Source organism: Exiguobacterium sp. SH0S2, assembly GCF_004337185.1.
Classification (GTDB): Bacteria; Bacillota; Bacilli; order Exiguobacteriales; family Exiguobacteriaceae; genus Exiguobacterium; species Exiguobacterium aurantiacum_A.
This window is the reverse complement of the sequence record NZ_SJVB01000001.1, coordinates 731,868-753,690: the sequence shown is the minus strand read 5'-3', so window position 1 is coordinate 753,690 and position 21,823 is coordinate 731,868. Positions and strand designations below refer to the sequence as shown.

The 21,823-nt window shown below is 53.0% G+C and carries 22 protein-coding genes; 20 read left to right on the top strand and 2 right to left on the bottom strand.

The window, feature by feature from the left end; genetic code table 11:
* From EVJ21_RS03855 to mnhG, 3 genes are read left to right on the top strand one after another with little or no spacing between them, the layout of a single operon-like run.
* The gene (locus tag EVJ21_RS03855; protein ID WP_131465514.1) at positions 1-486 is read left to right on the top strand and encodes a Na+/H+ antiporter subunit E; all 486 of its coding nucleotides are present in this window, start codon (positions 1-3) and stop codon (positions 484-486) included.
* Complete coding sequence (locus tag EVJ21_RS03850; protein WP_201738989.1) at positions 483-779, top strand: Na(+)/H(+) antiporter subunit F1; 297 nt, start codon at positions 483-485, stop codon at positions 777-779. Before EVJ21_RS03855 ends, EVJ21_RS03850 begins: the two co-directional genes overlap by 4 nt.
* Positions 757-1,116, top strand: coding sequence for a monovalent cation/H(+) antiporter subunit G (gene mnhG / locus EVJ21_RS03845; protein WP_016510023.1), 360 nt, complete (start codon positions 757-759; stop codon positions 1,114-1,116). Before EVJ21_RS03850 ends, mnhG begins: the two co-directional genes overlap by 23 nt.
* A gap of 37 nt (positions 1,117-1,153) precedes the next feature.
* Here the strand turns inward: mnhG and EVJ21_RS03840 are convergent, their stop codons facing one another.
* The gene (locus EVJ21_RS03840; protein WP_131489909.1) at positions 1,154-2,467 is read right to left on the bottom strand and encodes a dihydrolipoyl dehydrogenase family protein; all 1,314 of its coding nucleotides are present in this window, start codon (positions 2,465-2,467) and stop codon (positions 1,154-1,156) included.
* Positions 2,468-2,538: 71 nt separating this feature from the next.
* Between EVJ21_RS03840 and uvrC the strand changes: the two genes are divergently transcribed.
* Entirely contained in the window at positions 2,539-4,323 is a 1,785-nt protein-coding gene (uvrC, locus tag EVJ21_RS03835) for an excinuclease ABC subunit UvrC (RefSeq protein ID WP_131489908.1), read from the top strand.
* Between the two features lie 31 nt (positions 4,324-4,354).
* Here uvrC and EVJ21_RS03830 read toward each other — a convergent pair whose 3' ends face one another.
* A complete protein-coding gene (locus tag EVJ21_RS03830) occupies positions 4,355-4,747 on the bottom strand; it encodes a YslB family protein (RefSeq protein WP_236633419.1) in 393 nt (130 codons plus the stop codon).
* Positions 4,748-4,970: 223 nt separating this feature from the next.
* On the opposite strand from EVJ21_RS03830, the gene EVJ21_RS03825 reads away from it, so the two are divergent.
* The 16 genes from EVJ21_RS03825 to hemA all read left to right on the top strand — a co-directional run bounded on the left by EVJ21_RS03825 (position 4,971) and on the right by hemA (position 21,803).
* The gene (locus EVJ21_RS03825) at positions 4,971-5,588 is read left to right on the top strand and encodes a succinate dehydrogenase cytochrome b558 subunit (RefSeq protein WP_071399350.1); all 618 of its coding nucleotides are present in this window, start codon (positions 4,971-4,973) and stop codon (positions 5,586-5,588) included.
* Between the two features lie 15 nt (positions 5,589-5,603).
* Entirely contained in the window at positions 5,604-7,361 is a 1,758-nt protein-coding gene (sdhA, locus tag EVJ21_RS03820) for a succinate dehydrogenase flavoprotein subunit (protein WP_070327732.1), read from the top strand.
* An 8-nt stretch (positions 7,362-7,369) separates the two neighbouring features.
* Complete coding sequence (gene sdhB / locus EVJ21_RS03815) at positions 7,370-8,158, top strand: succinate dehydrogenase iron-sulfur subunit (protein ID WP_201739228.1); 789 nt, start codon at positions 7,370-7,372, stop codon at positions 8,156-8,158.
* A gap of 9 nt (positions 8,159-8,167) precedes the next feature.
* The gene (locus tag EVJ21_RS03810; protein ID WP_131465509.1) at positions 8,168-8,608 is read left to right on the top strand and encodes an acyl-CoA thioesterase; all 441 of its coding nucleotides are present in this window, start codon (positions 8,168-8,170) and stop codon (positions 8,606-8,608) included.
* Positions 8,609-8,680: 72 nt separating this feature from the next.
* Complete coding sequence (locus tag EVJ21_RS03805; protein ID WP_021066838.1) at positions 8,681-8,944, top strand: phosphocarrier protein HPr; 264 nt, start codon at positions 8,681-8,683, stop codon at positions 8,942-8,944.
* A 117-nt stretch (positions 8,945-9,061) separates the two neighbouring features.
* On the top strand, positions 9,062-9,868 hold the full coding sequence (gene racE, locus EVJ21_RS03800; RefSeq protein ID WP_070327730.1) for a glutamate racemase: 807 nt from the start codon (positions 9,062-9,064) through the stop codon (positions 9,866-9,868).
* The gene (gene rph / locus EVJ21_RS03795) at positions 9,861-10,610 is read left to right on the top strand and encodes a ribonuclease PH (RefSeq protein ID WP_070327729.1); all 750 of its coding nucleotides are present in this window, start codon (positions 9,861-9,863) and stop codon (positions 10,608-10,610) included. Before racE ends, rph begins: the two co-directional genes overlap by 8 nt.
* A complete protein-coding gene (locus EVJ21_RS03790) occupies positions 10,607-11,197 on the top strand; it encodes an XTP/dITP diphosphatase (protein WP_071399354.1) in 591 nt (196 codons plus the stop codon). The genes rph and EVJ21_RS03790 overlap by 4 nt, the downstream gene beginning before the upstream one ends.
* A gap of 5 nt (positions 11,198-11,202) precedes the next feature.
* Positions 11,203-11,715, top strand: coding sequence for a metallophosphoesterase family protein (locus tag EVJ21_RS03785; protein WP_131489907.1), 513 nt, complete (start codon positions 11,203-11,205; stop codon positions 11,713-11,715).
* A 545-nt stretch (positions 11,716-12,260) separates the two neighbouring features.
* Positions 12,261-13,166, top strand: a complete 906-nt coding sequence (locus EVJ21_RS03780; RefSeq protein WP_131489906.1) for a hypothetical protein — start codon at positions 12,261-12,263, stop codon at positions 13,164-13,166.
* 98 nt (positions 13,167-13,264) lie between these two features.
* The gene (gene tig / locus EVJ21_RS03775; protein ID WP_070327725.1) at positions 13,265-14,557 is read left to right on the top strand and encodes a trigger factor; all 1,293 of its coding nucleotides are present in this window, start codon (positions 13,265-13,267) and stop codon (positions 14,555-14,557) included.
* 210 nt (positions 14,558-14,767) lie between these two features.
* The gene (gene clpX, locus EVJ21_RS03770) at positions 14,768-16,036 is read left to right on the top strand and encodes an ATP-dependent protease ATP-binding subunit ClpX (RefSeq protein ID WP_016508522.1); all 1,269 of its coding nucleotides are present in this window, start codon (positions 14,768-14,770) and stop codon (positions 16,034-16,036) included.
* A gap of 72 nt (positions 16,037-16,108) precedes the next feature.
* The gene (gene lon / locus EVJ21_RS03765; RefSeq protein ID WP_070327724.1) at positions 16,109-18,412 is read left to right on the top strand and encodes an endopeptidase La; all 2,304 of its coding nucleotides are present in this window, start codon (positions 16,109-16,111) and stop codon (positions 18,410-18,412) included.
* Positions 18,409-19,005, top strand: a complete 597-nt coding sequence (yihA, locus tag EVJ21_RS03760; RefSeq protein ID WP_071399358.1) for a ribosome biogenesis GTP-binding protein YihA/YsxC — start codon at positions 18,409-18,411, stop codon at positions 19,003-19,005. The genes lon and yihA overlap by 4 nt, the downstream gene beginning before the upstream one ends.
* A gap of 95 nt (positions 19,006-19,100) precedes the next feature.
* Entirely contained in the window at positions 19,101-20,273 is a 1,173-nt protein-coding gene (locus EVJ21_RS03755) for an AI-2E family transporter (RefSeq protein ID WP_236633418.1), read from the top strand.
* A 186-nt stretch (positions 20,274-20,459) separates the two neighbouring features.
* The gene (gene hemA, locus EVJ21_RS03750) at positions 20,460-21,803 is read left to right on the top strand and encodes a glutamyl-tRNA reductase (protein WP_070327719.1); all 1,344 of its coding nucleotides are present in this window, start codon (positions 20,460-20,462) and stop codon (positions 21,801-21,803) included.
* Positions 21,804-21,823 lie beyond the last annotated feature (20 nt).

Genomic DNA, 21,823 nt, shown 5'->3' with positions numbered 1-21,823 from the left:
ATGGCTTACCAACTACTCATCAACTTTTTCTTGGCGTTCATCTGGATGTTCTTCTCCGGTACGTTCACGACGAGCGGGTTTCTCATCGGTTACTTGCTCGGACTGCTCGTCATCTTCATGATGCGGCGGTTCTTCAAATCTGAAGGTACGGGCTTTTACTTCACACGTGTGATCAAGCTGTTCAAGCTGTTCTTGATTTTTGCACGTGAGCTCGTCATGGCGAACTTCGAGGTGTTACGTCTCGTCTTGAGCCCGAAATTGAAGATTCAACCTGGTATCTTCCGATATGAAACGTCACTGCGCACGGGTTGGAAAATCAGCCTGTTGTCGATGCTGATCTCGCTCACACCAGGGACGCTCGTCGTCCAAGTCTCGAAAGATAATAAAATACTTTATATCCACGCACTCAACATGCCGGATAAAGAGGCGCTCAAACGCGACATCTACAATAACTTTGAATCAACGATTAAGGAGGCGACGGAATGAGCATATTAGATATTTTAATTTACATTGCGCTCGCCATTCTCTTGTTTGCCATGCTCGGCATGCTGTATCGGGTCATCAAAGGGCCGACGACCGCTGACCGTGTCATCGCGCTCGACTCGATCGGGATCGCGTTGATCTCGGTCGTCGCGCTATTGTCGATCTTGCTCGACACGACGATGTTCTTCGAGGTCATTCTTTTGCTCAGTATCCTCGCCTTCATCGGTACGGTGGCGTTCTCGAAATTCTTAGAGAGAGGGGAAATCATTCATCATGACCGCGACAACGATCTTTGATATATTGACCGGCGTTTTCACGATCATCGGGGTGTTCTTCACGGTCGTTGCGGCGATCGGCCTCATCCGTTTGCCAGACGTCTATTCACGGACGCACGCGGCATCGAAGTCGGCGACGCTCGGCGTCATGTTCGTCTTGTTCGCGGCGGTGCTCCACGTCTGGGTCGACCAACGTATCTTCGACGCACGTCTCTTGCTCGGCTTGTTCTTCGTCTTGTTGACCGCACCGGTCGGCGGACACTTGCTCGCTCGGGCGGCTCACGCTAAAGGCGTCCCGCTCTGGGAGAAGTCGTTACAGGACGCGCTCAAAGAAGATAAGGAAAAAGGGATCGAATGACGAAAGGCTCTTCCATACGACATGGAAGAGCCTTTTTTTACATCAAGTGTGTCAAATCAGAGGCGGACGTCGGATAGGCGAACTCTAAGTGCTTAACGTGTTGATGGCTGATATTGTTTTGTATAATAAACGAGAACAAGTTGATGAGCTCGGGCGCGTGTTGCCCGATCAAGTGAGCGCCGATGACGCGGCCGTCTTTGCTGAGTAAGACGCGCGAGAAGGCGGTCGCGTCATTGACCCGTTCATACGTAAGAAAGTGGGACATGTCATTGTCCCTGCATTCATAGTCGATCCCGAGCGATTTCGCCTCGTCGACCGTCAGACCGACTTTGGCGATTGGCGGCGTCGTGAACACGACCGTCGGGGCCGGACGCTCCGGCAATGGACGTGTGTTGTTCCGCAACAGGTTAAGGGCGGCGATCCGTCCTTCTTGCCCGGCAAACGGAGTGAGCGCCGGGTTCGGACTTTTGGCGACGTCGCCGGCCGCATAGACGTTCGCATTCGTCGTCTGTAAATAGTCGTTGACGGTGATCCCGTCCTTGTCCGCCTCGATGCCGGCCGCATCCAACCGTAGCCGCTCGATGCTCGGGATACGACCCGTGGCGTTAAGGACGAGCCCTTCTAGGGTAGAGTCATCTGATAATGTCAAGATGTTCCCGTCGAGCTTGACGGGCTCAAGCCCGAACCGGACGTCGATGCCGATGTGGACCGTCTCATCGATGAGCCGTTTCACAATTTTTCGGTCGAACTGTTTAAGCGCCCGCGACCGGATGAGGAGTGTGACAGCGCTGCCGAACCGGCGGAGAATGTGCGCGAACTCGAACGCGATGTATCCGGCACCGACGATGGTGATCCGCTCGGGCACGTCCTCGAGGTCGAACACGTCGTCGCTCGTGATGGCGTCTTCACCGCCTGGGATGTCGAGCGGGCGCGGGAGTTGGCCGGTCGCGATCAAAAACTGATGCGCCGAGATCTCATGGCCTTCGATGACGATCGAGTCCTCATCGATAAAGTGGGGCTCGCCCTCGTATAAGTCGATGTCATCTTCTTTCCACTTGTGCATCTTCGTCGTCGGGATGGCGAAGCGGTATTCATCGACACGTCGCTTGAAGGCGTGCCAGTCGAGCGTGATGTCACCTTTGACGCCGAGCGGTTTCATGCGTTCGACTTTGGCGATGAGTTCCGCCCCTTCCGCGAGCATCTTTTTCGGATCGCACCCGCGTTGTGGGCACGTCCCGCCGAACGTCCAATTCTCGACGATGGCAATCCGTTTACCGGCGTCGCGTAAAACGCTCGCGGCTTGACTCGCTGCCGAACCGCTGCCGATGATGATTACGTCATATCGTTTCATCAAAAACCCTCCCTCTGAGACTACACCGATTTTTTCCCGTCTTGGAGGAAGCTAAACTGAGGTGATAAAATTTGAGTCAAACTGACCACATTAAACATAAATTGGCGCTGCTCCCGGACGAACCGGGCTGTTACTTGCATAAGAACGAGTATGGCGAGATCGTCTACGTTGGGAAAGCGAAAAACTTAAAGAATCGCGTCCGCTCTTATTTTACTGGGGCACACGATATTAAAACGATGCGTCTCGTCGCCGAGATCCGTGACTTCGAATATATCGTCACGGCGAGCGAGCTCGAGGCACTCTTGCTCGAGATGACGCTCATTAAAAAACACGACCCGAAATACAACATCCGGTTGAAAGACGACAAATCGTATCCGTATATTAAAGTCACGAACGAGCCGTACCCGCGGCTGCTCACGACACGTAAGTTGAAACGGGACGGCGGCCATTACTTCGGGCCATACCCGAACGCCTACGCCGCCAACGAGACGAAACGGTTGCTCGACAAGCTGTATCCGCTCCGGAAATGTCAGCCGATGCCACGGAAGCTCTGTCTGTACTACCACATCGGCCAATGTCTCGGTCCTTGTGAACTCGCTGTCGACACCGACGAGCAGAAGTCGATCGTCCAAGAGATCCGCCGTTTCTTGAACGGGGAGACGAGCGAGACGCTCGCCAAGCTTCAAGTCGATATGCACCAGGCGGCCGAGGATATGCAGTTCGAGCGGGCGGCCGAGCTCCGCGATCAAATCCGGGCCGTCGAATCGATCATGAACAAACAGAACATGATCACGGCCGACCCGACGGCGCGCGACGTCTTCGGCTATACGCTCGACCGGGGCTGGATGTGCGTCCAAGTGTTCTATATGCGCGGCGGCAAGATGATCGAACGCGACGTCTCGTTGTTCCCGCTCCACGGGGAACCGTCAGAAGAACTCGAGAGCTTCATCGTCCAGTTCTATGAGCAGAACGTGTTGCCGAAAGAAGTGCTCGTCCCAGAGATTGTCCGGATCGACTTGTTAGTCGAGGCGCTCGGGACGAAAGTGATGCAACCGAAACGCGGGGCGAAACGACAGTTGCTCGAGCTCGCGACGAAGAACGCGGGCATCGCCTTGAACGAGAAGTTCGAACTGCTCGCGCGTGATGAAGAGCGGACATTGCTCGCGATGCGTGAGCTCGGTGAGGCGATCGGTATCCCGAACTTGTCGCGCGTCGACATCATCGATAACGCCAACATCCAAGGGGCTGACGCCGTCTCGGCGCTCGTCGTCTTCGAGGACGGCAAGCCGCTCAAGAAAGAATATCGGAAGTACAAGATCCGGACCGTCCAAGGACCAGACGATTACGAGACGATGCGCGAAGTCGTCCGTCGCCGTTTCCGGCGATTGTTGACCGAGGAGAAACGTCTGCCGGATCTTCTATTGATCGATGGGGGACTCGGCCAGTTGAACGCCGCCCTTGACGTGTTGCAGAATGAGTTCGGCCTCGATTTGCCAGTCGGATCGCTGAAGAAGGATGACCGCCACCGGACGAGCCAGCTTCTGTTCGGTGAAGGCGGCGGTGTCGTCGAATTGAACCCGCGGTCAAGCGCGTTCTATCTGTTGCAACGGATGCAAGACGAGGTTCACCGTTTCGCCATCACGTTCCACCGCAGCTTGCGGACGAAGAAGATGACGCAGTCGGTGCTCGACGATATCCCGGGTGTCGGACCGAAGCGGCGTCAGCAACTGATCCGTCATTTCGGGTCGATGAAACAGATCCGTCTCGCCTCGCTCGAACAGTTGAAGGAAGCAGGCCTGCCGGAGAAGTTGGCTGAGACCGTAATCCAATACGTCCATGAGGAGACAGATGAATGAGAAAGAGCCGATGCGACCGCATCGGCTCTTCTTATTCGTACGTATCTTTTTGGTCTAATTGGACGGTGATGTGGACGGCCTGACGCCCCGGGTCGGCATAGCCTTCGGCGACGCATTGGAAACGACCGGCAATCTGTTCGGCCAAAAATCCAGCCTCAAGCTGGTAATACCCGTTCGCTTTCGCTTGGGTCGCAGGCGGAGGAGTGAGTTCGAACACGAACTTGCTCTCTTTTTCTTTCACGAGCGTCAACTCTCCCCAACCGGCTTCCGAAAAGAACGCAGTCAGTTCTTCATTCGGCATCGTCGGGAATTTGCGGGCGACCCGTTTTCCGGACCAATAGATGACTTGGGCGTAATCGTCCCCAAGCAAATCTGTCAACACATAGTCGCGAAGCAGTTCGATCGCGAAAGTGGGTTGGCTCATCGTTTCCATCTTATTCCATCACTCCAATCTTTCTATACTATTATAACGACAAATTTGGATTTGGTCACCGGGTATTTTCTAAAAGAATGTGGGACAAATCGGCTAGGTTATCTTGTCATACAAATTTCACAAGAGTAGAATAGGAGACAGAAAGCTATATTTACATTTGAAAACGCTTTTATTTACAAAACGAGCCAAGGGCTCGTGAAAAGGGGGAACTAGAATGGCAGCGCGTCGTGACTATTTCAGTCGTAAAGTCCATTCGCTACTTGGGGTCATTCCTATCGGCCTGTTTTTGATCGTCCATTTGTCGGTCAACTACTATATCGTCGATGGGGTGGAATCGTTCAACAAGGCAGCAAAATTTATGGAGAGCTTACCGTACTTGTACTTCCTTGAAGTGACAATCATCGCTTTGCCGATGATTTTCCACGGTGTGTACGGCGTGTATTACGCCTTCCTCGGTTCGATCAACACGAACCGATACTCATACGCGCGGAACTGGATGTACATGATCCAACGCTTCACGGGCGTATTCCTCGTCATCTTCATCGCGTGGCACGTTTGGGAAACGCGCTTGGCGAAGTTGCGTGGCGTCGAGGTCAATGCGGAGATGATGCAAAACATCGTCGACAACCCGCTCATGCTCATCTTCTACATAGTCGGGATCCTCTCGGCTACGTTCCACTTCGCGAACGGTCTCTGGTCGTTTGCTATCACGTGGGGAATCACACAGTCGCCGCGTTCACAACACTTCATGAGCTACGTCTCTGGAGCCGTGTTCTTGGCACTATCTTTTGTCGGCATCCGTTCAATCTTGACGTTCGCAGGCATCTTGTAATAGGGGGAAATGTATATGGCAAATCAAAGTTTGATCGTCATCGGTGGCGGTCTAGCTGGACTCATGGCGACAATCAAGTCGGCAGAGATGGGTGTTCCGGTTAAACTATTCTCGCTTGTACCGGTCAAGCGTTCACATTCAGTTTGTGCTCAAGGCGGCATCAACGGAGCCGTCAACACGAAAGGGGAAGGGGATTCTACTTGGCAACACTTCGATGACACGGTTTACGGCGGGGACTTCCTTGCCAACCAACAGCCAGTCCAAAAGATGGCAGAAGCGGCACCGAAGATCATCCACATGTTCGACCGGATGGGCGTCATGTTCAACCGGACGCCAGAAGGTCTGCTCGACTTCCGCCGCTTCGGCGGCACGCTCTATCATCGGACGGCTTACGCCGGCGCGACGACAGGGCAACAGCTCTTGTACGCGCTAGACGAACAAGTCCGTCGCTTCGAGGCGCAAGGTCTTGTCGAGAAGTATGAGGGCTGGGAGTTTCTCCGTGCCATCGTCGACGAAACGGGTATCTGCCGCGGTGCGGTCTGTCAGGATTTACGCTCGATGGAAATTAAAGCGTTTCCATCGGATGCGGTCATCCTCGCGACAGGCGGCCCAGGTGTCATCTTCGGCAAATCGACGAACTCGGTCATCAACACAGGGCAAGCGGCTGGAGCGGTTTACCGCCAAGGTGCCGTCTACGCCAACGGGGAGTTCATCCAAATCCACCCGACGGCGATCCCAGGGGACGACAAGCTTCGGCTCATGAGTGAGTCGGCGCGTGGAGAAGGTGGACGTGTTTGGACATACAAAGACGGAAAACCTTGGTACTTCCTTGAAGAGAAGTATCCGGACTACGGAAACCTCGTACCGCGTGATATCGCGACACGTGAGATTTTCGAAGTCTGCGTCAACCAAAAGCTCGGCGTCAACGGCGAGAACATGGTCTATCTCGATTTGTCGCATAAAGATTCGAAAGAACTCGACATCAAGCTCGGCGGTATTCTTGAAATTTATGAGAAGTTCGTCGGCGACGATCCGCGTAAAGTACCGATGAAGATCTTCCCGGCCGTTCACTACTCGATGGGCGGACTATGGGTCGACTACGATCAAATGACGAACATCCCAGGGCTGTTTGCAGCCGGCGAGTGTGACTATTCGATGCACGGGGCGAACCGTCTCGGCGCGAACTCACTCTTGTCTGCCGTTTACGGCGGGATGGAGGCCGGTCCTGCGGCGGTCAACTATATGCGCGGTCTCGACCAAGCGACCGAGAGCGTGCCAGAAGCGCTCTTCAACTTCAACGAACGTGAAGAAATCGAGCGGTTCAATGACATTCTCGCGATGGAAGGTACGGAGAACGCCTACCAGATTCACCGGGAACTCGGCGAACTCATGACCGACAACGTCACGGTCGTTCGTTACAACGATAAGCTCGAAGCGACAGACTTGAAGCTACGCGAGCTACGCGAACGCTTCAACAACATCTCAGCGACCGATACGGCGCGCTGGAGCAACCAAGGTGCCTCGTTCATCCGTCAACTCGACCACATGCTCGACCTCGCGCGCGTCATCACGCTCGGCGCCCTTAAACGCGACGAGAGCCGTGGCGCTCATTACAAACCGGACTTCCCGGAACGGAATGACGAGTTGTTCATGAAGACGACGATGGCACGTTACAACGAAGGGGAAGTCGATATCTCGTTTGAAGAGATCGACGTTTCGTTAATCCCGCCACGTAAACGGGATTACTCGAAGAAAGGGGCGAAGACGAAATGACGACGCCGATGCAGTCTGAGCATAAAGATATTCGTTTTATCATCGAACGCCAGGACGGTCCGGATCAAGCGGCCTACTCGGAAGAGTTCTCGGTCCCATATCGTCCGAACATGAACGTCATCTCGGCGCTCATGGAGATCCGCCGCAACCCGGTCAACGCTGAAGGCAACAAGACGACACCGATCACCTGGGACATGAACTGTCTTGAGGAAGTGTGCGGCGCTTGTTCGATGATCATCAACGGCAAGCCGCGCCAGTCGTGTACGGCGCTCGTCGATAAACTCGAGCAGCCGATCCGCCTTGCTCCGATGAAGACGTTCCCGGTCATCCGTGATCTTCAAGTCGACCGTCAGCGCATGTTCGACGCTTTGAAAAAAGTGAAGGCGTGGGTACCGATCGATGGCACGTACGACCTCGGTCCAGGACCACGGATGCCAGAGAACAAACGTCAATGGGCGTATGAACTATCGAAATGTATGACGTGCGGTGTCTGCCTTGAGGCTTGCCCGAACGTCAACGACAAGTCGAACTTCATCGGCCCGGCCGCACTCTCACAAGTCCGTCTCTTCAACTCGCATCCGACCGGCGCTTTCCACGCGGAAGAACGTCTCGAAGCGCTAATGGAAGATGGAGGCATCATGCAGTGCGGAAACGCGCAAAACTGTGTCGAGGTTTGTCCGAAAGGCATTCCGCTCACGACGTCAATCGCCGCGATGAACCGTCAGACGACGCTTCACTCGTTCAAACAGTTCTTCGGCAGCGACAAAGGTCGTACCGGTTCTGCGGTCGAGGCGTAACGTTTGCCGATGTCAAAGTATTTTCGGGAACCCGGTTGGGAAACGCGTGTCAGGTCAGGAATCGAGCTCGACGTCAAAGTCCGCTTTTCGGAGTGCGACCCGTACGGCCATATGAATAACACGATCCCGTTCATCTATTTTGAGGATGCGCGGATCGAGCTACTCGAAACGACAGGATTTTCCTTGAAAGACGGTTTCGTCGTCGTGGCGGACGCCCAGTGCGATTACGTCCGACAAGTGATGCCGCGGCAACAGTTGAAGGTATATGCCAATGTCTTGACGGTCGGAAACACTTCATGTGATATTCATTACGGCGCATATGATGGAGATCAACTCATGTTCGCGGGCCGTACGAGCCTCGTGCATTTGTCAAAAACCGGTCGCCCGGCCGAATGGACTCCAGAATATAAAAATCGCTTGCAGAATTTTTGCGAATCCGCTATCATTTGATAATGAGTTCACAAACAAAAATTTCTGCCGGTTCGCCTGCAGAATTCAGATTTGAAGGGAGACTATCACGTCATGGAAAAAACATTCACAGTCGTTGCTGATTCAGGAATCCACGCTCGTCCAGCTACTCAGTTGGTCAACACAGCTTCTAAGTTCCAATCAGATATCAACCTTGAGTACAATGGTAAGACAGTTAACTTGAAGTCGATCATGGGTGTACTTTCACTCGGAATCGCTAAAGATTCAACAATCAAGATCACTGCAGCAGGTGACGATGCAGAAGAAGCGGTTAACACGCTCTCTGACATGCTCACTAGCGAAGGTCTTGCTCAGTAATTCGAGCAACGGACGAGGCGGCCAATCGGCTACCTCGTCTTTTTTGTTTGTCATGACACCGTTTCTTTTTTGGATACGGCTTTTTTGGTAAGATAGATGGGAATGGAAGTGATATTTATGAAACGAGCGATTGGAGTACTCGATTCAGGTGTTGGCGGCTTGACCGTAGTCAAAGAACTGATCCGCCAGCTGCCGAAAGAAGAAATCATCTATATCGGCGACACGGAGCGCTGTCCGTATGGGCCGCGCCCGCACGATGAGATTGAAGCATATACGTGGGAATTGATTGAATTCCTATTAGAAAAAGACGTTAAGATGATCGTCATCGCCTGCAACACGGCGACGGCCGTCGTCTTGAAAGAAGCGCGCAAACGCCTCAACATCCCGGTCATCGGTGTCATCGACCCGGGCGCCCGGGCCGCCGTCAAAGGCACGCGCAACAAACATATCGGTGTCATCGGCACGAAGATGACGGTCGAAAGCAATTCGTACGAGACGGCGCTCCGTCACGTCGCGGGCGAGATTGATGTCTATTCGCTCGCTTGCCCGCCGTTCGTGCCGCTCGTCGAAGCCGGCGAACTGAGCGGCGAACGCGTCCGGTCGATCGTCGCCGAGACAATCCTGCCGCTCCAAGCTTCGGAGATGGACACGCTCATCCTCGGGTGCACCCATTATCCGTTGCTTGCGCCGGTCATCCAAGACGTCGTCGGGCCCGATGTCCATTTGATTTCGTCAGGTGATGAGACAGCGCTCGAAGTGGCAGCGATCCTTGATTTTAAAGAACTTGAGAACGATTTGGATACCATCCCGACGCATCAGTTTTATGCGACCGGGGATGTCGCCATCTTCAACCGATTGGCGACAGAATGGCTTGGCCAACCCGTGAAAGCGGAGAAAGTAGAGGTGTCTGGTGTCGATGCGTAACGAAAGACAACATGATGAACTGCGGACCGTTGAGATCATTCCGCACGTGAACAAACATGCCGAAGGCTCGGTCTTGATCTCGATCGGGGACACGAAAGTAATCTGTACGGCGACGGTCGAAGAACGCGTCCCGAACTTCCTGCGCGGGAAGAAGCAAGGCTGGATCAACGCCGAGTACGCGATGCTGCCACGGGCGACGGGCAACCGGACCGTCCGGGAATCCGTTCGCGGTAAGCAGACAGGACGGACGATGGAGATTCAACGGTTGATTTCGCGCTCGCTCCGTTCGGTCGTCGACTTGGAACGGCTCGGTGAACGGACGATCTGGATCGATTGTGACGTCATCCAAGCGGATGGTGGCACACGGACAGCGTCGATCACAGGCGGTTTTTGTGCGCTCGTGCTCGCGGTCGACGCGCTCATCCGTCAAGGCAAGCTCGGCGACACACCGATCAAAGAAGGCGTCGCCGCCATCTCGGTCGGTCGGACGAACGAGCTGTTGCTCGACTTGAACTATGAAGAAGACGCGGCGGCCGAAGTTGACATGAACGTCGTCATGACGGCGAGCGGACGCTTCGTCGAAGTGCAAGGCACGGGTGAAGAAGCGACGTTCACGCTGCAAGAAATGAATGAGATGCTCCAGATGGCCCAAGGCGGGATCGAGACGCTGTTCAAAGCAGCAGAAGACGCGCTCGGTGCCTCATGGTGGTATGTCGGGGAACAAATGGAGGAAACGATATGAAACTGATTGTCGCGACACGCAACAAAGGGAAAGTGGTTGAAATCGAAGGGATGCTCACGCCGCTCGGATTTGAAGTCGAGTCGCTCTTGGACTATCCGGATGCACCGGAAACGGATGAGACGGGCACGACGTTCGAAGCGAACGCCGAACTGAAAGCGACCGAGGCGGCCCGTTACTTCGGACACGCCGTCCTCGCCGACGACTCGGGGCTTGAAGTCGATGCGCTCGACGGTGCCCCAGGCGTCCACTCGGCCCGCTTCGCCGGTCCTGAGAAGTCGGACGCGGCGAACAACGCGCTCCTGCTCGAGAAGTTGAACGGGGCGAACGATCGCTCGGCCCGCTTCGTCTGCGCGCTCTGCCTCGCCAAACCGACAGGCGAGACGTTGACCGTGCGCGGGACGATCGAAGGTACGATCGGCTATGCGCCCCACGGGGAAAATGGATTCGGGTACGACCCGCTCTTTATCGTCCCATCGCTCCATAAGACGGCAGCAGAGCTCGAGCGTGACGAAAAGGCGGCGGTCAGTCACCGCGGTCAGGCGTTAAGAAAACTAGAGGCAGAAATCATTCCATTTATGAAAGGTTGAGGTGTATGCGTTTTCTCGTAGTCAGTGACAGTCACGGATTGACAGACGAACTATCGACTATCTTTACTCGGCATGAAACTGAGATTGAGGACGCGTTTCATTGCGGCGACTCCCAGCTCGCGCTCGTCGACGAGCACTTGCTGCCGTATCGGACCGTCCGCGGCAATTGCGATTTTGGGGGCGACTTGCCGCTCGAACGGGTCGAAGCGACACCTGAAGGTACGGTTTTAATCGTCCACGGCCATCACCATGACGTGAAGTTCGATTTGAACCGGTTGCGTTATCGGGCCGAGGAAATCGGGGCGAACGTCGTCTTGTACGGTCACTCACACGTGGCCGGGGCCGTCATCGAAGACGGGGTGCTCTACGTGAACCCGGGCTCGATCCGGATGCCGCGCGGACGCTCGGACAAGACGTACGCGTTGATCGACCTTGACGCCGGTCAGGCAGCGGTCCGGTTTTACCGGTCTGAGGACGGGACGCCCGTCGAAGATTTGGACTTGTCAGGACAACTTTGAACAAAACAGAAAGAACCAATTGACAGCAAAGCGTTTTTCTATTATAGTTTTCTTGTCAATGTCCCAATAGCTCAGCTGGATAGAGCAACGCCCTTCAAGACAAATAGGAGCCTTTATAGGGAAACAGAAACCTATAGAGTGGACGACACTATATCGGTGAAGCCTTAACAGATCATGCTGATGGTAATACCGAGGAAACTTGTATCCTTTCGAGGTCAAGGTGGTTCAAAGGACTAAAGGGTCAGCCTTTAGAGGTAGAACCATTGAAGGAACAATTTGTTCGTGAGGTTCCGTAGAGACTACACGTGTCGCACCTGAAATGGTGAAGATATAGTCCAGACTACAAACAACATGCGTTGGTGGCGAAAGCCATGGTGGTAAGCTAAGGCGTCGGTCGGGGGTTCGAATCCCTCTTGGGACACTTCCATTTAAAATAGAGATAGCCTCCACGGAGGTTGTCTCTTTTTTCGTTTTCCGGGGTATTGATTGACAACGCAGCAATTCCTAAGGAAGATGGAGATGGATGGAAGAAAGGGTGTGTGAAGATGGAAAAAGAGCGGGAGTACCCGTTTCCGGGGAACTGGTCGCGGCTGCAGAAGATGATTCAAGAAGCGGACGCGGCCGGGGAGCGGCAACGGGTCGAGCCGATCCTATGGGATTGGTACGCAGCCGTCAAAGGCGATCAGTTTATTTTCATGGAAATTTTTCAATGTTTGATGGAGCGTCCGGAAGAGCCGGAAACGCTTGAAAAACTCGAAGAACTCGTCACGACGCAGATTCATGAGGCAGAAGAACCGGCAGCCGGCGGGCTTCAAATTGCCCAGTACTACATCATGCGTGACCAACCTTTCGAGGCGGCACACTGGATCCATCAATATTTAGAGTGGCAAGACAAGGCCGATCAAGTGAACACCCAAGCTTACCAAGTGCTCCAAGTACTTAAGATGACCGAGTTTCCGGCGGCCATCGCCAAACTGAAACGGACGGTTCATCGTGGCAGTGTCGGGGAACAGATTGAACTGCTCGAGCACGTCCATTTCAATATCGATGACGTACTCGACAACGTATTGAAGGGACTGCTCCTTGAAGATCGCCCGAAATTGATGAAGCTGATCGTGCTTGAAAAAGCGTTCGAAGAACTGTCCGTCATCGAATGGGTCGACCTCGAAACGCATCATCGGCTGACGCAGGCAGAGGCACAAGTGAAGATGGACGAATGGGAGCATGCGGTCCATGATTTGCAGAAGGCCGTCAAAGGCGACGAAATCGCGACGCAACTGCTCATGAACTACATGTATACGCACTATCCGTTCACACCGGGTGAGGCATCTGAAATCGAAACAGCCGTCGTGAGAGCGAAAGCAGCGATCCTGAACGATGAAGAAACAGACGGGCTCGCGGCTGAAATTTTAGAGGCGGATATCCGTTTCACGCAAGCGTTTCTAGACTAAATCCTTGTGTGCAGTCACCGGATTTATGCTATAATACTGATTGTTGTACATTTTTGTACGGTATAGAAGAATAAACGAATTTGTTGGAGGGACTTAGCATGACAGCAAAATGGGAAAAAACATCAGGTAGCCAAGGCGTACTCACGTACGAAGCACCTGCAGAAGCATTCAATAAAGCAGTCGACGCAGCATTTAAAGATGTCGTCAAAAACTTGAACGTACCTGGCTTCCGTAAAGGGAAATTGCCACGTCCAATGTTCAACAAAATGTACGGAGAAGAAGCACTCTTCCAAGATGCGCTTGATATCCTCTACCGTGACACAATCCAATCTGCAGTCGAAGAAGCTGGTTTCGAACCAATGGCTCTCGAAAACATCGACGTTGATGGCACGCTCGAAAAAGGTCAGCCGGTTACTTTCAAAGTAACATTCGTGGTTGAACCAGAAGCTGAGCTCGGCGACTACAAAGGTCTCGAGTACGATGCTGTAGAAACGAACGTCACAGACGAAGAAGTCGCAGCAGAACTTGACGCCCTCAAAGAGCAAGGCGCAGAACTTGCTGTTAAAGAAGGCGCAGTCGAAAACGGCGATACAGCTGTCTTTGATTTCGCAGGTTTCGCTGAAGGCGAGCAATTCGAAGGTGGCACGGCTGAAAACTACACACTTGAAATCGGTTCAGGTCAATTCATTCCTGGATTCGAAGAGCAAATGGTAGGCATGACTGCTGGTGAAGAAAAAGACATCGAAGTAACATTCCCTGAAGAGTACCACGCTGACAACTTGGCGGGTAAACCAGCGACGTTCAAAGTCAAACTTCACGAAGTAAAAGCGAAGCAAGTTCCTGAGCTCGACGACGAGTTCGCAAAAGACATCGACGAGTCAGTAGCATCACTCGACGAGTTGAAAGCGAAAATTCGTGAGCGCTTAGAAGCTGCGAAGCAACAAGAAGCTGATGGCACGATGCGCGACCAACTCGTTGAGCAAGCAACTGCTAACGCGACAATCGACGTACCTGCAATCCTCATCGACCAAGAAGTAGACCGCATGGTTCAAGAGTTCGGTACTCGTGTATCTTCACAAGGCATCGACCTCAACATGTACTTCGAACTCACTGGCACAACAGAAGAAGCTATGCGTGAAGAGATGAAAGAGCAAGCTGAAGAGCGCGTTAAAGCTCGTCTCGTCTTGAAAGCAATCGCTGAAAAAGAAGCGATCGAAGTGACTGATGAAGATGCTGAGAAAGAACTCGAAGAAATGTCTAAACTCTACAACATCGCACCGGACCAACTCCGTACGATGCTCGCACCGCAAGGCGGAATCGAGACACTTAAAGGTGACCTCAAATTCCGTAAGGCGATCGACATCCTCGTTGAAACTGGTAAAGCGAAGTAATTAGATGAGATGAGGGCGACTGCCACGCAGTCGTCCTTTTTTCTGTAATGACACTTTGTATGTGTTAATCTTTGATGTCGCTATATGTTCATGCTACAATTATTGCAACGCAGAGATGTAAATGTTTTTTCGTGAGTGCTTTGCACCTGAAAATACAAATAGGCGATTTATCGCACTTACATCCATTTTCATTCAGAAGGGGTGTACCGAATGTTCAAATTTAACGAGGAAAAGGGACAACTTAAATGCTCGTTTTGCGGGAAATCGCAAGAACAAGTCCGTAAACTAGTCGCCGGTCCTGGCGTATACATTTGTGACGAATGTATTGAACTTTGCAATGAAATCGTTGAGGAAGAGCTCGGTGTCGAAGAAGAAGTCGAATTCAAAGACATTCCAAAACCACAAGAGATCCGTAACGTCCTTGACGAGTATGTCATCGGGCAAGACCGGGCGAAACGTGCGCTTTCGGTAGCTGTCTATAACCACTATAAACGTATCAACGCCGGTGGCCGTTCTGATGATGTCGAACTTTCGAAGTCGAACATCGTCATGATCGGACCAACTGGTAGCGGTAAAACGCTTCTCGCTCAGACGATGGCTCGCGTCTTGAACGTCCCGTTCGCAATCGCGGATGCGACGAGCTTGACGGAAGCCGGTTACGTCGGGGAAGACGTCGAGAACATCTTGCTCAAGCTGATCCAATCGGCTGACTACGATGTCGAGAAGGCTGAAAAAGGGATTATCTATATCGATGAAATCGATAAGATTGCCCGCAAGTCGGAAAACCCATCGATCACGCGTGACGTGTCTGGTGAAGGGGTCCAACAAGCCTTGCTCAAGATTCTTGAAGGGACGACTGCGAGCGTACCGCCACAAGGTGGACGGAAGCATCCGCATCAAGAGTTCATCCAAATCGATACGACGAACATTCTCTTCATCGTCGGCGGCGCATTCGCCGGCATCGAAGCGGTCGTCAAACGCCGCATCGGGAAGAAAGTCATCGGCTTCGGGAACGAACAAGAAAATCGCGAGATGACGCAAGAAGACTTGCTCGCCCGCGCATTGCCGGAAGACCTTCAAAAATTCGGCTTGATCCCTGAATTTATCGGACGTCTACCGGTCATGGCGACGCTCATGACACTCGACGAGTCAGCGCTCGTCGAAATCTTGACGAAGCCGAAAAACGCGCTCGTCCGTCAGTACGTGAAGATGCTCGAACTCGACGATGTCGAACTCACGTTCACAGACGAGTCGTTGATTGAAATTGCCAAACTTGCGATCAAACGTAAGACAGGTGCACGTGGTCTCCGCTCGATTATCGAAGAAATGATGCTCGATGTGATGTTCACCGTCCCATCGCGTGACGATATCGAGAAAGTCATCATTACAGACGAAACGATTACGGGTCTTGCCGGTCCGAAATATGTTCTCCGTGATGGTACTGTCGAACAGACAGGGGACAACCAAGAAACAGCTTAAAGTTCTTAACGAAAAAGGCTCAAACACTCGGCACAACCGAGTTTTGGGCCTTTTTGCACAGGAGGCGTTGTAATGGAACAATTACCAATTCTTCCTTTGCGTGGAGTTGTCGTTTATCCGCTGATCGGAGTGACGATCGACGTCGGGCGACCGCTCTCATTACGAGCACTCCTTGCCGCAAAGGAACACGAGACAGACTTGATTGTCGTCACACAAAAAGAGACAGGCAAAGAATCACCTGAACCGGAAGACCTTTACGCGATCGGGACGCGGGTCCACATCGCCAAGATGAGCGAACTGTCGAACGATACGGTACGGGTCCGCCTCGTCGGGAAAGAACGCGTCAAAATCAACGCCGTCGAAGCGACGAAAGACGGCTGGTTTGCTGACGTCGACTCGCTCGAACTCGTCGAAGGGGAAGAAGTCGAGCGGACGGCACTCGTGCGTCTCTTGAAAGAACAGTTCGGCAAACTCGTCGGGACGATCAAAGGCTTGTCACCGGACGAGCGTCGTCGGTTTGAGATGTATGAGCGGCTCGAGTCATTGACCGACTACATCTCATCGAAACTCGATGTCGATGTCGACATTCGCCAAGCGATGCTTGAAGAACCAGACGCGGTCAAACGCGGGCTCGAACTGCTCGAGATCATGACGCACGAAGTCGAGATCATCGAGCTCGAACAAGAGTTGCGTGAACGGACGAAGAAGACGATTGAACAAGCGCAAAAAGAGTACTACTTACGTGAACAGATGAAGACGATTCAACAAGAACTCGGAGACCAGTCGCAAGAGTCGGAACCGAACCGTCTTCTCGAGAAGCTCGAGGCGCTCGACTTGCCGGAAACGACACGGAAGAACGTCATGCGGGAAGCGGAACGGTTGAACGTCGTCCCGGCGACGTCACCTGAGTACGCCGTCATCCGCAACTACCTCGATTGGATCGTCTCGCTGCCGTGGGGAATTGAAACCGAAGATAAATTGGACGTCAAACATGCGGCCGGTGTCCTCGACGATGACCATTACGGGCTCGAATCGGTCAAAGACCGGATCCTCGAATACTTGGCGGTCCGTCAATTGACGAACTCGCTGCGGGGACCGATCCTTTGTCTCGCCGGACCTCCTGGGGTCGGGAAGACGTCGCTCGCCCGCTCGATCGCTTCGGCGCTCGAACGTAACTTCGTCCGCGTCTCGCTCGGTGGGGTGCGTGACGAGGCTGAGATTCGCGGTCACCGCCGGACGTATATCGGCGCGATGCCAGGCCGGATCATCCGTGGCTTGAAGCAAGCTGAAAGTAAGAACCCGGTGTTCTTGCTCGATGAGATCGACAAGATGGCGTCGGACTTCCGGGGCGACCCGGCTTCGGCCATGCTCGAAGTGCTCGACCCGGAACAGAACGTCTCGTTCTCGGACCATTACATCGAGGAGCCGTTCGACTTGTCGAACGTGCTGTTCATCGCGACGGCGAACGACGTCTCGCAAATTCCGGCCCCGCTCCTCGACCGGATGGAACTCATTCAAATCGGCGGCTACACGGAGCTCGAAAAAGTCGAGATCGCGAAACGCCACTTGATTCCGAAACAATATAAAGAACACGGCTTGAAAAAGAGCCAGCTCACGATTAAAGAAGACGCGCTCTATGAAGTCGTCCGCCGCTACACACGCGAGGCCGGCGTCCGCAACCTTGAGCGTGTCATCGGATCGCTTTGCCGGAAAGCGGCGAAACAGATCGCGATTGGCGAGAAGAAACGTGTCACCGTGTCGCTCAAAGTCCTAAGCGACTACCTCGGGAAACCGAAATATCGTTACGGCAAAGGCGAGACGGAAGACTCGATCGGAGCGGTCACAGGCCTCGCTTACACGGCGTTCGGCGGTGATACGCTCACGATCGAAGTCGCGCTCGCACCGGGCAAAGGCAAGCTGCAGTTGACGGGGAAACTCGGCGACGTCATGCAGGAGTCGGCGCAGACGGCGTACAGTTACGTCCGCTCGAACGCGGAACGGTTCGGGATCGACCCGACGTTCTACGAGCGGCAAGACGTGCACATCCACGTCCCGGAAGGTGCCGTCCCGAAAGACGGGCCATCCGCGGGGATCACGATCGCGACGGCGCTCATCTCGGCCTTGACCGGGAAGAAAGTCCGGCGTGATATCGGGATGACCGGAGAGATCACGCTCCGTGGCCGTGTCCTGCCGATCGGTGGCTTGAAAGAAAAAGCGCTCGCCGCGCATCGGGCCGGACTCACGACCATCATCATCCCGAAAGACAATGAACGTGACATCGATGATATTCAAGACACCGTCCGTGAAAAACTGACGTTCGTCCCGGTCACGATGCTCGATCAAGTATTAGAAGTAGCATTTGGAGGAAAACAATGAAAATCAATAAAGCAGAATTTATTACGAGTGCTGTGGCGCCGGACCATTATCCGGTCCACGAGTTGCCAGAAGTCGCACTCGCCGGCCGTTCGAACGTCGGGAAATCGTCATTCATCAACAAGATCTGTCAGCGTAAAGCACTCGCCCGGACATCATCAAAACCGGGGAAGACGCAGACGCTGAACTTCTTCAACATCAATGACGAGATCATGTTCGTCGACGTCCCGGGCTACGGGTATGCCAAAGTTTCGAAGACCGAGCGTGAGAAGTGGGGCGTCATGATGGAGCAATACTTGACGTCGCAAAGCGCACTCAAAGGTGTCGTCCTCTTGGTCGATATCCGACACGAGCCGTCGGGTGATGACGTGACGATGTACAATTTCTTGAAACATTATGAGATTCCGGTCATCGTCGTCGCGACGAAGCTCGATAAGATCAAGAAAGCGCAGCGCCAGAAACATGAGGCGGCCGTGAAGCGGAAGCTTCAATTCGAATCGACTGACCGATTCGTCTCTTTCTCGGCCGAAACGGCAGAAGGAAAAGACGAAGCGTGGAAAGCCATCTACGATTTGTTGACGGACGACGAGGGATAACCCCCTCGTCTTTTTGTTTTTAGGGTTACGTGAACGGGTAAATATCGTATAATTGTCATATTGTATAGCAATACATTAATGAACGAGGTGGAAAGATGCAGAGAATGTTTGAAAGCAAATGGTATCGCTTCTTATTTTGGACGTTGACGATTTTCTTAGTGATCTTGGTCGGGACAGAGATTTCATTCGTGTTCGAACCAATCCAAGTCATATTGGCGCTCGTCACGGTACCGCTTATTATTTCAGGACTTTTCTTTTATTTTCTCGTTGGAGTCGTCGATTATTTAGAACGACGGTCCGGGAAACGTGGCATGTCAGTCGCAATCACGCTAACATCGCTTATCCTGATCATCACGCTCGTTTTCAGTATTCTCGGGCCCGTGCTCGTCGAACAAGTGACCGATCTCGTCAACGCGATGCCGAGCATCGCCAAAGAGTTGCAGCAACAAGCGTTCTCAGTGCGTGACTCGCTCATGCAAAACGAGTTCCTGTCGCGCTTCATGGCGGAGAACGATGACATGTTCACCGACTTGACCAACAATGTCACCACATACCTCGGTGATATTTTTGGCAATATTGCTTCTTCATTCGGCCAAGTCATCGGATTCATTACATCAGCTGTCATCACGATCGTCGTCATTCCGTTCATGTTGCTCTATATGCTGCTTGACGGGAAGCATTTGCCGGACTCGATCGTCAAGCTGTTGCCATCGAGCTATGAGAAAGAGACACGTAAAATTTTGAACGACATGCACACGACCGTTAAGAACTACGTGCACGCCCAACTGATCGTCGCGTTCTTCGTCGGGATCACGTCGCTCATCGGTCTTTGGATCGTCGGTGTCGACTACGCCATCTTGCTCGCACTCTTCATGATGGTGACGAACATCATCCCGTACGTCGGACCGTTCCTCGGGGCGGCACCGGCCGTCGTCGTCGCCTTCATCCAAGATCCGATCAAAGTGCTCTGGGTCATCCTCGTCATCATCATCGTCCAACAGATCGAGGCGAACGTCATCTCCCCGCTCATTCAAGGGAAAACGCTTAAAGTGCATCCGCTCACGATCATCATCGTCTTGCTCGTGGCCGGTAACCTGGCTGGGATCATCGGGATGTTGGTTGCGGTTCCGACGTATGCGGTGGCGAAAGTCGTCGTCAAAAACATCGTCCGCATCTATAAATTGAAAGAGCGACAACATTACCTCGAGTCGGAAGAAGAAGACAAGCCGGAAAGTACGATTATCACAGATTCATCGTCACTTAAATGACAAAACAAGTAGAAATGGCCAATTTGACCGTTTCTACTTTTTTTCGTCACAAAAAGTTCTTAAATTATTTCACGAAAATCGAACAGAAGATTATAGTTCCTAAATAAAAATTGTTATACTGTACGGTAGAGACGTAAAAAAGAAATGACAACCGCCACTGTGATTTTAGATGAGGGGAAGAGGTACATGCATATTGTCGTCGTTGGACTAAATAACAAGACAGCCCCTGTCGCGATTCGGGAGCAGTTCTCGTTTGGGGAGCAAGAAATCGTGGATGCGATGATTGCGCTCCGCGAAGAGAAAAGCATTTTTGAATCGGTTATTTTGTCGACCTGTAACCGTACCGAGCTATACGTCGTCACAGACCAGCTCCATACGGGTCGTTATTATACAAAACGTTTTTTAGCGAACTGGTTCGATCTTGAGATGGATCAGTTCACACCATACTTGTCGATTCGTGAAGGGGAGGAAGCGATTCGTCACTTGTTCCGTGTCACGTCGGGTCTCGACTCGATGATCATCGGGGAAACGCAGATTTTAGGACAAGTGAAGTCAAGCTTCTTCCGCGCCCAAGAGAACGGGACGACGGGGACAGTGTTTAATAAATTGTTCAAAGAAGCCGTGACGCTCGCCAAACGGGCCCATACTGACACGCAAATTGGGGAAATGTCTGTATCGGTCAGCTCGGCTGCGGTCGCGCTCGCCCAAGAGATGTACACGCGCCTCGATGACAAACAAGTTGTCGTCGTCGGTGCAGGTGAGACGGGTGAGCTGACAACGCTCAACTTGTTCGAAGCCGGCGCAAAACAAATTGCCGTCTTCAACCGGACTGAAAGTAAAGCGAAAGCGGTCGCTGCCAAGTTCAAAGGCCGAGCCCACTCGATCCGTGAGATCGCCTGTGGACTGCTCGATGCCGATATTTTGATCAGCTCGACCGGGGCCAAAGAAGCCGTTATCGCGTATGACGACGTCGCCGCAGCGCAATTGTTGCGTCGGGAACGTCCACTTCTTCTCATTGACATTGCCGTGCCGCGAGATATCGATCCAGCGGTCCGGTCGCTTCCGGGCGTCCGTTTGTTTGATGTCGATGACTTGAACGGGATCGTCAATAAAAACTTGGCAGCCCGTCTCGTCGAGGCAGAAAAGATTGAAGTGAAGATTGATGAGGCGATTCAAGAGTTCCAAGCATGGCTCGTCACGCTCGGTGTCGTGCCGATCATGAACGAGTTGCGCGAACGAGCGCTCCGCGTCCAAGAAGAGACGATGGAAAGTCTTGAGCGCAAGCTCGACCATCTGTCGGACCGGGACAAGAAAGTCATCGGCAAGCACATGAAGTCGATCATCAACCACATGCTGCGTGAACCGATCGACTACATTAAAGACGCGGCCGCACAGCCGGACGCGAACACGCGCATCGCCCAGTTCGTCGAAGCGTTCGCGCTAGACGTCGACGTTCCGACTGCGGACACAGAACCGGAAGAGCTAGAAGCGATGGCGGCTAAAGCACCACTTCGCGCGTTGATGCGCTAATACAAACCAAAAAGGCGGCG